The sequence below is a fragment of the Flavobacterium terrae genome, from assembly GCF_900142035.1.
Taxonomy (GTDB): domain Bacteria; phylum Bacteroidota; class Bacteroidia; order Flavobacteriales; family Flavobacteriaceae; genus Flavobacterium; species Flavobacterium terrae.
In genome coordinates this window covers 39,309-53,141 of record NZ_FQZI01000005.1, presented here as the reverse complement: position 1 = coordinate 53,141, position 13,833 = coordinate 39,309, and the positions used below count along the sequence as shown (strand labels likewise).

The following is a 13,833-nucleotide window of genomic DNA, read 5'->3' as shown; positions in this document are numbered from 1 at the left end:
GTAAATGAGCAAATTTTATGAGTACAGAGAATTGTTTCCATTGTGGTAACGAGGTAGTGAAGCGCGACGAAATTATTTTTGAAGAAAAATCGTTTTGTTGTGTCGGTTGTAGGACAGTATATGAGATATTTAGCCAAAATGATTTAAGCTGTTATTATGATTTTGAGAAATCACCCGGAGCGACACCACTAGATATTAAAGGGAAGTACGACTTTTTAAATGATGAAAAAATTGTTTCGAAATTATTGGATTTTGAAGAACAAGGAACACATATTGTTTCATTGTACATACCGCATATTCACTGTAGTTCGTGTATTTGGATTTTGGAGAATTTACAAAAACTCGACAAAGGAATAGTATCTTCTCAAGTAAATTTCCACGAAAAGAAAGTAAGAATTATATACGGTCCAGAAGAAACCCATTTAAAGAAGATAGTTGAATTGTTAAGTACAATAGGCTACGAACCTTACATCAGTCTAGAAAATTACGAAAACAAAAAGCCAACAATTGATCGGACACTTATTTATAAGATTGGAGTAGCATTCTTCTCATTCGGAAATATAATGCTATTATCTTTTCCCGAATATTTTGAAGTTGGTGAGTTTTGGATTGAACAGTACAAAGGTTTTTTTCGATGGTTGATTTTTGCTTTGGCTTTACCGCCTTTTTTCTATTCGGCCTCAGGATATTATGTTTCCGCTTGGAAAAGTATTAAATCCAAAATGCTCAATATCGATATTCCTATTGCTTTGGGAATTGTAGTAATGTTTGTGCGAAGTACTATTGATATTTTTTTCGATTACGGACAAGGGTTTTTCGACAGCATGTGCGGACTAATTTTCTTTATGTTACTAGGGAAATTATTTCAGCAAAAAACTTACAATTTCTTATCATTTGAAAGAGATTATAAATCGTATTTTCCTATTGCTGTAACCAAAGTAAATTCCGATGGACAGGAAGAACCTATACAAATTTACGACATTGTAAAAGGCGACCGGCTACTAATTAGAAACCAAGAACTCATTCCTGTCGACGGAATTCTGATCTCACCTGAAGCTTCAATCGATTATAGTTTTGTAACTGGTGAAGCCATTGCAATTACCAAAAAATCAGGAGATAAAATATTTGCCGGTGGAAAACAAATAGGAAAAGTCATTGAAATGGAAGTTTTGCATTCGGTTTCGCAAAGTTATCTCACTCAATTGTGGAGTAACGATGTTTTTCAAAAAAGAGTAGAGCAGAAGTACAAAAATGTTACAGATACGATTAGCCGGTATTTCACACCAGCTTTACTTTTATTAGCTTTTGCATCTTTTGGATTTTGGGTTTTCAAAGAGGTGGTTACTGCTTTTAACGTTTTTACAGCAATTTTAATAGTGGCGTGTCCTTGTGCACTGGCCTTGACTGCTCCTTTTACTTTAGGAAATGTACTCCGAATTATGGGTTATAAAAAACTCTATTTAAAAAATACTACGGTCATTGAGCAATTTACTAAAGTAGATACCCTAGTTTTTGATAAAACGGGAACGATTACCACGAATAAAAAAACAGCTATTACGTATGAAGGGACTGAACTAGATTTATTGGAATTAAAACTTCTGAAAAATGTACTTCGTGGGTCTAATCATCCTTTAAGTAGAAGATTGTACGATTTTATTCCTAATCAAGATAAGCTGGAAGTTACTCATTTTGAAGAAGTCACAGGGAAAGGAATTTTTGCCGAAATCGATAATCATTCTGTAAAGTTAGGCTCTTCGCAGTTTTTGCAACATATGAGCGAAAACACGCATAAAAAAACAAAAGTTCATGTAGAAATTGATGCTGTTTACAAAGGCAGTTATGTATTCAATAATCAATATCGGGAAGGTTTAGAAAAACTATTTGAAAACTTAGCGAAGAAATATAATCTAGTAGTGCTTTCTGGTGATAATGATGGAGAACGTAAAATTCTCGAAAAAATGTTGCCTCAAGCCACCATTTTAGTCTTCAATCAAAAACCAGAGCAAAAATTGGAATACATAGAAAACCTTCAAAAACAAGGCAAAAACGTCATGATGATTGGCGATGGGTTAAATGATGCTGGAGCTTTAGCACAAAGCAATGTTGGAATTTCAATCTCCGAAAATGTGAATGTATTTTCTCCAGCTTGTGATGGAATTTTAGATGCTTCTCAATTCTCAAAAATTGATTATTTCCTACGTTTTTCCAAAAATGCCATGAAAACGATTTACATGAGTTTTGGATTGTCGCTACTTTATAATGTGGTGGGGTTGAGTTATGCTGTAAGCGGAAATTTGTTACCCATAGTTGCAGCAATCATTATGCCCTTAAGTACTGTAACCATTGTAAGTTTTGTGACTTTAATGAGCAATTTTTATGCTAGAAGATAAACTTAATAATAAAATTATTAGGCATGATAAATGTCATATTTTATCCCGAAAGCTCAAACTACTTTTGAAGTATAAAATTTAAGGTATGAGTGTTATTTATCTATTAATCTGCATCAGCATCGTGCTGGCGGTTACATTTCTCTACATTTTCATTAGAGCTGTAAGAAGTGGCCAATTTGACGATGACTACACCCCTTCGGTACGCATGTTATTCGAAGATGAACTAAAAAAGAGTAAACCCAAAACAGATATAAATTCAGAAAATCAAGACTAATTATGGAAATGCAACAATTTTATTACGATAACAAAATTGTAAACAAGTTCATTTATGCTACGATAGTTTTTGGTGTGGTAGGAATGCTAGTTGGATTATTATTAGCCACTATGTATCTATTTCCTAATCTCACCGATGGAATCTCGTGGTTAAGCTATGGCCGTTTACGCCCGTTACATACTAATGCAGTAATATTTGCCTTTGTAGGTAATGCTATGTTTGCTGGATATTACTATTCAATTCAGCGACTTTTAAAAACCAGAATGTATAGTGATGTTATGAGTAACATCAACTTTTGGGGATGGCAGTTAATTATTTTAGCGGCCGCTATTTCGTTACCATTAGGCTACACAACTTCAAAAGAATATGCCGAATTAGAATGGCCTATTGATATTGCTATTGCTGTGATTTGGGTTGTCTTTGGTATTAATATGATAATGACCATTTTACGTCGTAGAGAGCGTCATTTGTATGTGGCTATTTGGTTCTACATTGCTACTTTTGTGACAGTTGCTGTTTTACACATTTTTAACAGCTTAGAATTACCCGTTAATGGTTTAAAATCATATTCAGTCTATGCAGGAGTTCAAGATGCTTTAGTGCAATGGTGGTACGGACATAATGCAGTGGCATTTTTCTTAACGACTCCATTCTTAGGATTAATGTATTATTTTATGCCAAAAGCGGCTAACCGTCCAGTATATTCGTATCGTTTGTCGATCATTCACTTTTGGTCGTTAATCTTCTTATACATTTGGGCTGGACCTCACCACTTATTATATACCTCTTTGCCTGATTGGGCACAAAATTTAGGTGTTGTTTTTTCAGTAATGCTTATTGCTCCATCTTGGGGAGGTATGATCAATGGATTGTTAACCTTAAGAGGAGTTTGGGATAAAGTTCGTACCGATGTTGTATTGAAATTCTTCGTAATAGCAATTACAGGTTATGGAATGGCAACTTTTGAAGGACCAATGCTTTCATTAAAAAACGTTAATGCGATTGCTCACTTTACCGATTGGATCGTGGCTCACGTACACGTAGGAGCTTTAGCTTGGAACGGTTTTATGACTTTCGGTATCATCTATTGGTTGTTACCAAGATTGACAAAATCAGAATTGTATTCTCAAAAATTAGCCAATTTCCACTTTTGGATTGGTACTCTGGGAATCGTAATGTATGCCTTACCCATGTATGTGGCTGGATTTGTGCAAGCTCAAATGTGGAAACAGTTCAACCCAGACGGTTCTTTAGTATATGGTAACTTTTTAGAAACAGTAAACCAAATTATGCCAATGTATGCCATGCGTGCCATTGGAGGAACAATGTATTTAATTGGAATGTTGGTGATGGTTTATAATGCTTACAAAACAGTTGCTAACGGAAATGCTGTAGAAGATGAATTAGCAGAAGCGCCAGCTTTAGCGAAAATTGCTCCGTACCGTCTTAAAAATGAAAAATTCCATGGATGGTTAGAAAGAAAACCTATTCAGCTTACCATTTTAGCTACCATAGCTATTTTAATTGGAGGTGTTATACAAATTGTACCAACCATAGTTGTGAAATCAAATATTCCTACCATTTCAAGTGTAAAACCATATACGCCATTAGAGCTTGAAGGTCGTGACTTATACATCCGCGAGGGTTGTGTGGGATGCCACTCTCAAATGGTTCGTCCTTTCCGATCAGAAGTAGCGCGTTATGGTGAATATTCTAAATCAGGGGAATATGTATACGATCATCCATTCTTATGGGGTTCAAAACGAACTGGTCCTGACTTGATGCGTGTGGGTGGAAAATACAACGATAACTGGCATTTCAATCACATGTGGGATCCGCAAAGTACATCATCTGGTTCAATTATGCCAGGATACAAATGGTTGTTCGATAATAAGCCAGCTAATTATTCTGACATTGAAAAGAAAATGAGTGTTATGCAAACTCTTGGCGTGCCTTATACAGATGAAGAGGTGAAAAATGCTAAAGTTTCAATCGCCACTCAATCGGCAAAAATTGAAGAGAATTTAAAAAATGACCCTGACTTTGTAAAAAGCTATGAGCAAAGTGAGAAAAATGCAAAAGCAAAAGGTGAAACTTTTGTACCAATGAAAGATCGTGAAATAGTCGCATTAATCGCTTATTTACAACGCTTAGGAACTGATATTAAAGTAAAAGAAACTCAAAAATAAGAAATCATGTTAAAGTTTATTAAACACAATATGGAAACAATTTCTGGGATAGAAATTTATCCAATCATTTCATTGCTGATTTTCTTTTTATTCTTCGTTGGATTGTATTTCTGGGTGTTTACTTATAAAAAAGAGAAAATCAATCAGTTAAGCAACCTGCCATTTTCAGAAGGAACTTCAGATGAATTTTTAAAATTATAGTCCATGAAAAAGTTATTTCCCATATATGTAAGAATTCCGGTTTTTTTCACATTGTTTTTCTTAGCAACGGAATTCTTTATCGATTCTGGAGACCGCCCTGCATTTGTCAAGTATCCTATTTTGATATTGGTCTTATTAATGTTCTTGTTGGTTTTAATCGCAGTCGAATTAGTTGTAAATGCAACAGATAGAGTGATTGATACTTTATTAACTGAAGAACAACGTAAAGCAAAAGAAATTGAAGACAATCTTCCTTTTACAGAGACACAATTCTATAAAGGAATTATGCAAAAACTTACTCGAACACGTAAAGTTGAGGAAGAAGGAGAATTGCTTTTGCATCATAATTATGATGGCATTCAAGAGTTAGATAATGTATTGCCACCATGGTGGGTGTATTTATTCTATGCTACTATTGCTTTTTCATTTATTTACTTGGTTCGCTTTCATGTTCTAGGGCATGATGATCAAAAAGCCGAATTTGATAAAGAAATGGCCGAAGCTAAAATTCAAGTGGAAGAATACAAAAAAACAGCACCTGACTTAATGGATAAGGATAAGGTTACTCTATTAACAGATGCTGAGAGTATCAATGCTGGTAAAGCTATTTTCCAAACCAATTGTATTGCTTGTCACAAAGCTGATGGAGGAGGTGCTATTGGTCCAAATTTAACAGATAAAAACTGGATATTAGGTGGAGGAATCAAAAATGTATTCAACACTATTATGGAAGGTGGGCGTTCAGGTAAAGGTATGATTTCTTGGAAAGATCAAATTAAACCATCAGATATTCAAAAAGTAGCCAGTTATGTTTTAAGTCTTCAAGGAACAAATCCAGCAGGAGCAAAAGAACCTGAAGGAGATATTTGGGCAGAAGAAGGAGCTGCAATGCCTAAAGAGGTAAAAGCATCAACAACAGTTGACTCAACCCAAACAAAATAATAAATTTTTAATGTTGTCACTCTGAGTTATGTCGAGGAGTCTAGATAGACTCTTCGGCAAGCCAGAATGTAAAAAGAGAAAAAAATGGCAGCCAATTTACCAGACGATAATTTTAGAGATTCCATAGCTACTATTGATAAAGAAGGCAAACGTGCTTGGATTTTTCCTAAAAAGCCAAGTGGAAAACTATATGATAGAAGAAAATGGGTGAGTTATTTTTTACTGGCATTTCTTTTTTCAGCACCTTTTATTAAAATTAACGGAAATCAGTTTTTATTATTTAATGTTTTAGAACGTAAGTTTTCCATCTTTGGATTTCCGTTTTGGCCACAAGATTTTCACTTAGTTGTTGTCTGTATGATAATTGGAGTGGTTGGTTTAGCCTTATTTACGGTTGCTTTTGGTCGTATTTTTTGCGGTTGGATATGTCCTCAAACTATTTTCATGGAAATGGTTTTCCGAAGAATAGAATATTGGATAGAAGGTGATCGAGGCGCTCAAATCAAATTAGATAAACAAGCTTGGGATGCCGAAAAAATTAGAAAGCGAGTAACCAAATGGTTTGTATTTTATGTGGTTTCTTTTTTGATTGCTAATGTCTTTTTGGCGTATTTAGTTGGTAGCGATCATGTTTTAGATATGGTTCGACAAGGACCATTGTCTAATACCAATACTTTGATAGCCTTAATCATATTTACCTATGTGTTCTATTTTGTTTACGCTTGGTTTAGAGAACAAGTTTGTATTATAGCTTGTCCGTACGGTCGTATGCAAGGGGTTTTACTCGATAATAAAACGATTAATGTGACCTATGATCATGTTCGTGGGGAAGGTGAATCAGGCAGAGCCAAATTTAAAAAAGGAGAAGATAGAACATTAACAGGTAAAGGAGATTGCATCGATTGTCATCAATGTGTAAATGTTTGTCCAACAGGTATCGATATTCGTAACGGAACACAGTTAGAGTGTGTGAATTGCACAGCTTGTATAGACGAATGCAATACGATCATGAAAAGCGTGAATTTGCCTATAAATTTAATTCGATACGCTAGTGAAGATGAGATAGTGAAAAAAGAAAAATTTGTTTTCACGAATCGTATGAAAGGTTATGTTGCAGTATTGTCAATTCTTATTGGAATCTTCATCGGAATGTTGTTTTTACGTAATGATGTAGAAGCAGATGTTCTTCGATTACCAGGCCAATTGTTTGAGCATAAAGGCGACAAAATAAGTAATGTGTTTACGTATAAAATAGTCAATAAAACCATTCGTGATTTCGACAATGTTCATTTTAAATTGGTAGATCAAGAAGGCCAAATCAAATTGGTAGGTAATCAATCGTTTCCTTTGAAAAAAGAAGCCATGGCACAAGGAACTTTGTTTATCATAATTCATCCTGCATTTTTAAAAGGGGATAAAACCAAAGTCAAAATTGAAGTATACAACAATAATGAATTGTTAGAAACAACTACGACCAATTTTTTAGGTCCTAGAAGTTTTAATTAATTCAGACAGAATGATAATAGACGAAAAGATGATAGATAGACAGAAATTACGATAAAAAGATAAAAGTAAAATAAGGGTTTTATAGTCTATTATCTATCTGTCTATTATCTATTCTCTAATAAAAATAAAATTATGAAAGCAAATTGGGGCACAGGAATCGTAATAGCATTTGCATTGTTTATTACGTTCATTTTGTACTTTGTTTTTAAAGTGCAAGGTGATATGAAGTACGACCATGAAATGGTTACCGAAGAATATTATAAAAAAGAATTAGGCTATCAAGAACAATTAGATAAAGCACAAAATGCCTATGATCTTGCAGAAAAAGTAACAGTAGTAACCAAAAGCGAAGGATTGCTAATATGTTTTCCAAAAGGGTTTGATTACAAAAAAATAAAAGGAAATGTGTCCTTGTACCGACCGTCGAACCAGAAATTAGATTTCGATATACCTATATCGTTATCTTCTTCAAATTTGCTCATACCTAAAACAAAGTTGGTAGGCGGTCGCTGGGACATTGCAATCGATTGGAAGTATCAAGGCAAAGGATATTTGAATAAAGAGAAAGTAAACTTATAAAAAGAGAAAATAGATGAAAGACTTAGAGATGATAGATATTTTTAATTGTCTTTAATCTATTAGTCTATTGTCTCTTATCTTAAAGAACATAAAATGATCTATTCAGCACTCATATTAGGTTTAATAAGTAGTTTGCATTGCATGGGCATGTGTGGCCCTATTGCGATGATGCTACCTGTAGACAGAACTAATGAGGCTAAAAAAGTAACACAAATAATGACCTATCATTTAGGTAGAATAATTTCCTATTCCATTTTAGGACTGTTTTTTGGTTTGTTGGGACGAGGACTTTTTCTTGCTGGATTTCAGCAAAAAATGTCAATTTTAGTTGGTATTTTAATGATAACAGCAGTTGTAGTGCCTGAAAAAGTCTTCGCCCAATATAATTTTTCAAAACCAGTGTTTAAGATTATTAGTCAAGTAAAAGCCAAGCTGGGAGCACAGTTTAAAAAGAAAACCTATGGTTCGTTATTCACTATTGGGTTGCTCAATGGTTTTTTACCCTGCGGATTAGTCTATGTAGCGCTTTTTGGAGCCATTGCGATGCAACAAGTTCATTTAAGTGTTTTTTATATGGCTTTGTACGGAGTAGGAACCATTCCTTTAATGAGTTTGGTAGTTTATGTTTCAAATGTAATGACACTACCCGTTCGCAATACAATTCAGAACCTAATTCCTTTGGTGATAATAGGAGTAGGGGTATTGTTTGTGCTAAGAGGTATGGGGTTGGACATTCCGTTTGTATCACCAAGCAATGTGAGTTTGTTTGTGCAAAACACACCGCATTGCCGATAAATTTTTATTTGTTGCAAAAGAAACAAAAGTTAAGTTTCTAATTATAAGACAAAAGTAATATAAAGCATTGCAACTCTTTTACGTAGTGTAGAAACGAAATTCGTAAAAAATTCCGAATCCTTGTAGGAATTTTAGAATTTCAGTTCCGGTTTTGACGAAGTCAAAAACACCTTGTAAAAGTGTCCTTTCTTTTGGTTCGTTTTCTTTGGACAAGCAAAGAAAATGAACATGAAAAAATAACTAATTAACAATTTTAATACTATGGAAAGACACAATTTACTAAACGAATTCCCAGAATTCACTACTAAAATTCACGATTTAAAAACAACCGACAATCACTTTAGAAAACTTTTTGACGAATACCACGAAGTGGAACACGAAATTCACAAATACAATTCTGGTGCCGAAGTCACAACAGACGAACACCTGCACGAGCTTAAAGCCAAGTTATTGTTTTTAAAAGACGAGATATTCATCATGTTGAAAAATTAAGTCAAAAGCCCACTTATACAGTGGGCTTTTTTTTTATAGTTAAATAATTTTTTTGCAAAGTGTACTGAGCTTTTATAGGTACAACTGAGCCTGTCTTATACAAGCTAAAATTTGTGTCTAATTTTATATTTTCATTTTTTAGGCACAAAAACCGTATCTTTTTTATAGAAAATATTTTTTTAGCACGGAGTTGTATTTGAACGATTTATGCTTATTTTTTTCTAATTGTTCCTGAGCCAAATTCGGTTTTACCATTATTAGAAAACAATTTGAAATAACCAGCTGTAGGAACTAATTTTTTACCGTCAAAAATCACCCCTCGCATATCAACTTGTAAATTGTAAATACGAATTTCATTATCAACTTTGTCAACCGTATAAAAACCTTTGGCAAACCAACGCATTGTATTGGCCATTTCTGCATCTACTTCGTTTAAATAATTTTCGTGTATAGGAAAAGAGTGAACTTCATTTTTTAGACCACCTAACAATGAGTACTGTTGCATATACAAGCTATCGTTTGTTTTTGCGATTCCATACCAGTTAAGGTTAGCAATGCCAACGGGCATAGTTAGAAGTTCTTTTGTTGCTATTTTTTTTTCTGAAAAAGAGCTGTAAAACTTTTCTTTTACCATTTCCTTATGAACCAGTGTTAATACTAAATACGAAGTGCTAAACCACAACCCGTATTTAGCATACTTACTACGATCATTAGTGTTAGAATATATTTTAATACTTAGTATAAGCCCTAACAGTAAAGGAAGTGTGTAAACTGGATCAATTACATTTACACTATCAAAACCAAAACGGGTATTGCTAAAAGGTAAAAATAATTGCGTTCCATAAGCAGTGAATGCATCTAAAAGCATGTGTGTAAACAAACACAACCACGTAAAAAGATAAATTATTGGATAAGAAATTGTTTTAAATAGATTTAGCTTCTTGAGCCCAAAAGAAAGAAATAATGCGCCTAAAAAACTAAAAAGTATTGAGTGACTATAACCCCTATGAATACTAAGCATTTCATAAGGACTATAAAATAGACGTAAGGCAACATCAAAATCAGGAATCGAACCAATAACAGCGCCGTATAAAGCTGCCTTGGAACCAATTTTTTTACCTAAAACAACTTCGCCTATTGCTGCACCTAGAACTGCTTGTGTAATACTATCCATTTGGATTTACTTTAAAAGACCAAACTTACAATAGAAATACTTTTTATTATAATATTAATTGAGAATCTATATTGTAATCGATAATAACTGGTTATGAGTTTCACTATAGTTATGGTATGGCTAAATGATATATGAATGAAACAAAGATTAAAGAGGGTAAATAAAGAAGCTTATTTCTACTCAATAATTAATTACCCAATATGACTTTAGCAAAGGTTTCGCTGTCACCATTAAATACATCAAAGTCGTTAGTGTAGTTATCTAATGAATAACTTTGAGTTTTTTGCCATATCGTCCATGAAGTTGTTTTCCAAACCGATGGAACCGCAGCAGATACACCTGGATTGTAATCGGCAATCCATAGTTTGTAATTTGCAAAAGCGGGATCTTTAATTTCGGCGTTACCAATGTTGGTGTCTGTATACAAAATGGGTTTTCGTCCTGTTTTTTGTTCTAAAATGGATAAAAACTGAAGCAAGTTTTTTTGTAGATTCGATTTATTGCAACCTGCATCAATACTGTTTTCTTCAAAATCTACAATAGGAGGAAAATCAGTTGAAGATAAATTACCAATGACGCTTAGATAATAATTAGCCTGTAGTATTGGATCATCGGCACAATGGTAAAAATGATAAGCACCTCTTACAAAACCACGCTCTTTAATCATGGACCAATTACTCTTAAAATCTGGGTCTGTATACGTTAGTCCTTCTGTTGCTTTACAAATTACAAAATCCAACTGACTTCCTTTTTTATTCAAATAATCAATTTCATCGCCTTGAAAATGAGAAATGTCGATACCAGATATGGTCGAATCAATATTTTGATTTTTAGGGATTGCAGATAAACAAATCAATGCAATAAGCAAAAGTGTAATTGAGAATTGATAATATTTTGAAATCATTTGGTGTAATTATAAGTTTCAAATATAATCAAATGAGTTTTTTCTTACAATTATGATTTTAAGCAGATGATTATTCGTAATGAAATTAAGTTTTTGCTGTAAAAAACTTTGTGGTTTATTTTTAAACACAAAAGCTGTGGCAAAATAGTTTGAATAATTTTTTTGCAACAAAAAGTGTTTCAAAATTTTTGGAATAATTTTTTTGAAACAGAAAAGTAGTTGACTTTTTTTTTCTAGCACGGATTATACTCGAGCGAAGCGAACAGAAGAAGTAAATTTGTGTTATAGAGGTGTTAACCGATGTCTATTATTTTTTCAAAAACTTCAATCGTATCGAAATGAACAAAAGGATAACATTTTGCCGAAATGATACTCAAGTTCTTCTGCAATTCACCTTCATTTCTGTATTTTTCTAATGCAGGAAATACAGTCTTAAGTTTAGATTCCAAATCATGTCCTTGAAATTCAAGATACCAAATTGGAATCAAAAAATCCATACCATTAAGAAATTTTACTGTTCTTCTATTTTGTTTAAGTTCTTCTGATATTTGGAATTTATTGTAGAATTTCTCAAAAAACCAGTCTACTGCTTTTTCAGCTAAATCTTTTTCATTACCTAATTGATATTGATTATAGGTTTCATCCAAACCAAGTTCACCATGAACATTATGAGCTTTCAGTTCCATCAATTGCATTACTAAATAGATTGGATCATAAACATAGTTTTCAATGCTATATCTGATATTTTCACCATGAACTTTTATATAATCGCTATCTTCATTTACTTTGTCCCAATCAATTATGCCAAAAAATGACTTGTTTTCAGATTTTCTGATTGCATCTACGGTTTCGATTACTTGAGAACTGCTACCTTTTCCATAACCATTAGAAATGAAATACAACTTAAATGGGTATTTCTCATATTGTGATCTCTTGTCAAAAATTATTTGATAATAAAATCTATCAGTTGGGCTTTCTACAAATACTTGTTTGTGATTTTTATAATCTATGTTTAATGTAGGAATGAAACTGGTAAGCATTTTTAATGCTTCGTCCTTCGAAATTTTTTTTAATGATGTGTCTTGGCCATTTGAAATCTGATATATATTATTCTCATTTAATAATGCAATAGTTGATGGACTATGTGTTGTAAAAATTACTTTTATACCAAAGTTTGTGACAAACGTTTTTTCTAATACATTTATCAAAAGATTAGACATTTCTGGATGTAAATGAGCATCAGGCTCATCTAATAAAATTAGGTCTGGAAAATTTAAATTTCTTCCATAATATTCAGAAGTAAAAAGTTTTAATATCAAACCAATAATTACTTTTTCACCTGAAGATAGATCATTAAACGGTATTTCTTCTGAAGTTGACTTCTTTAAAAGTGTGAAATCGATAGTGATATCTGTACTAAACTCTTTCTTTTCTATTCCTTTAAAATAAAAATCCAAGCCATTGGCCTCCAAGATGCTATTAATAATTTCCCAAGGTTGAGGGAAAGATTGAATAAAATCTTCATCTGAAATTGAGTCGTTTTCTTCGCCATCCTCTTTTTTGAAAAACCAATTTTTACGATTTATATCTCTTCTTTTAGCATAATTATAGAATATATACTCTATTTGGGAGCTGAATAACTCGTTTTTGTCTATTAGACTTTCGTCTATTGGTAAATTAAAAAAATCCAATTCTGTAAGTGCTTCGATTGCTTTGCCTGATTTTTCGCTAAGATGTTTAATGAAATGAAAAAGTTTCTCGGTTCTATTGTTGTAAATTTTTCTTAAAACATTATTTTCATCTGTTTTTGTTATTCTTGTAATGGTTTCAATATTTCGATTCAAAACTTCTGAAACGTTGATTTTTAACAATTCTAAATATTCAGGCTCATCAGATAGGATTTTGCTTAAAATTGAATATTTAATTTTACTTTGCAAATTTTTATCTAAAATGTATTCTAATAATTTAATATTGTTTCCATTTAAATTTTTAAAATCATCTAGAAGTTTTTTGACTACCGATTTCCATTCGTCGTATGAGATATTTTTAAGATTATCTTTTATAATACCTTCAAATTGAATTCTTTCTACTTCAGGCGAAAGACTTATTCTGATGCTTGAAACTTCAGGAGCATTTTTGAATTTAGTGAAAATTAAATTTAATAATTGAGATTTTCCGCTTCCATTCTTACCAGTAATAACTGTCAGAGAATCTAATTCGTCACTTTCAAATGGATGTAATGATTTGTATTTATCGAGTAAAGTTATCTTCATTTTTTTATTGTTGCAATTTTTTTAAATATTGTCTATATCAAAAATACACACAACTCAATAAAATAAGCTGGATATACTCTTTACCCCAAATCTACAAAATGAGTTTCAGTAAAA

Annotated in this window: 12 protein-coding genes; 9 read left to right on the top strand and 3 right to left on the bottom strand. The window is 32.6% G+C overall.

The genetic code is table 11. The features are described from left to right. Positions 1-17 precede the first annotated feature (17 nt). The 9 genes from BUC09_RS12105 to BUC09_RS12065 all read left to right on the top strand — a co-directional run bounded on the left by BUC09_RS12105 (position 18) and on the right by BUC09_RS12065 (position 9,368). Complete coding sequence (locus tag BUC09_RS12105; protein ID WP_073311864.1) at positions 18-2,390, top strand: heavy metal translocating P-type ATPase metal-binding domain-containing protein; 2,373 nt, start codon at positions 18-20, stop codon at positions 2,388-2,390. 85 nt (positions 2,391-2,475) lie between these two features. Continuing rightward, entirely contained in the window at positions 2,476-2,664 is a 189-nt protein-coding gene (gene ccoS, locus BUC09_RS12100; protein ID WP_073311863.1) for a cbb3-type cytochrome oxidase assembly protein CcoS, read from the top strand. A 2-nt stretch (positions 2,665-2,666) separates the two neighbouring features. Continuing rightward, positions 2,667-4,853 (top strand): cytochrome-c oxidase, cbb3-type subunit I, encoded by a 2,187-nt coding sequence (gene ccoN, locus BUC09_RS12095; RefSeq protein WP_073311862.1) that lies wholly within the window; start codon positions 2,667-2,669, stop codon positions 4,851-4,853. Positions 4,854-4,859: 6 nt separating this feature from the next. Continuing rightward, positions 4,860-5,054: a CcoQ/FixQ family Cbb3-type cytochrome c oxidase assembly chaperone gene (locus BUC09_RS12090; protein ID WP_073311861.1), complete on the top strand. Its 195-nt coding sequence runs from the start codon at positions 4,860-4,862 to the stop codon at positions 5,052-5,054. 3 nt (positions 5,055-5,057) lie between these two features. Beyond that, positions 5,058-5,996, top strand: a complete 939-nt coding sequence (locus tag BUC09_RS12085) for a cbb3-type cytochrome c oxidase N-terminal domain-containing protein (RefSeq protein WP_073311860.1) — start codon at positions 5,058-5,060, stop codon at positions 5,994-5,996. Positions 5,997-6,080: 84 nt separating this feature from the next. Beyond that, complete coding sequence (gene ccoG / locus BUC09_RS12080; protein ID WP_073311859.1) at positions 6,081-7,502, top strand: cytochrome c oxidase accessory protein CcoG; 1,422 nt, start codon at positions 6,081-6,083, stop codon at positions 7,500-7,502. Positions 7,503-7,634: 132 nt separating this feature from the next. Beyond that, complete coding sequence (locus BUC09_RS12075) at positions 7,635-8,081, top strand: FixH family protein (protein WP_073311858.1); 447 nt, start codon at positions 7,635-7,637, stop codon at positions 8,079-8,081. Between the two features lie 93 nt (positions 8,082-8,174). Further along, positions 8,175-8,876 carry a sulfite exporter TauE/SafE family protein gene (locus tag BUC09_RS12070; RefSeq protein ID WP_073311857.1) on the top strand — a complete coding sequence of 234 codons (702 nt, stop codon included), beginning with the start codon at positions 8,175-8,177 and terminating at the stop codon, positions 8,874-8,876. 261 nt (positions 8,877-9,137) lie between these two features. After that, positions 9,138-9,368 carry an HP1242/YdcH family protein gene (locus BUC09_RS12065; RefSeq protein ID WP_073311856.1) on the top strand — a complete coding sequence of 77 codons (231 nt, stop codon included), beginning with the start codon at positions 9,138-9,140 and terminating at the stop codon, positions 9,366-9,368. Between the two features lie 211 nt (positions 9,369-9,579). Here BUC09_RS12065 and BUC09_RS12060 read toward each other — a convergent pair whose 3' ends face one another. From BUC09_RS12060 to BUC09_RS12045, 3 genes are all read right to left on the bottom strand, one after another. Next, complete coding sequence (locus BUC09_RS12060; RefSeq protein ID WP_073311855.1) at positions 9,580-10,542, bottom strand: metal-dependent hydrolase; 963 nt, start codon at positions 10,540-10,542, stop codon at positions 9,580-9,582. Positions 10,543-10,729: 187 nt separating this feature from the next. Then, positions 10,730-11,446: a glycoside hydrolase family 25 protein gene (locus BUC09_RS12055; RefSeq protein ID WP_073311854.1), complete on the bottom strand. Its 717-nt coding sequence runs from the start codon at positions 11,444-11,446 to the stop codon at positions 10,730-10,732. 293 nt (positions 11,447-11,739) lie between these two features. Further along, complete coding sequence (locus BUC09_RS12045) at positions 11,740-13,719, bottom strand: ATP-binding protein (RefSeq protein WP_073311852.1); 1,980 nt, start codon at positions 13,717-13,719, stop codon at positions 11,740-11,742. Between the last annotated feature and the right edge of the window lie 114 nt (positions 13,720-13,833).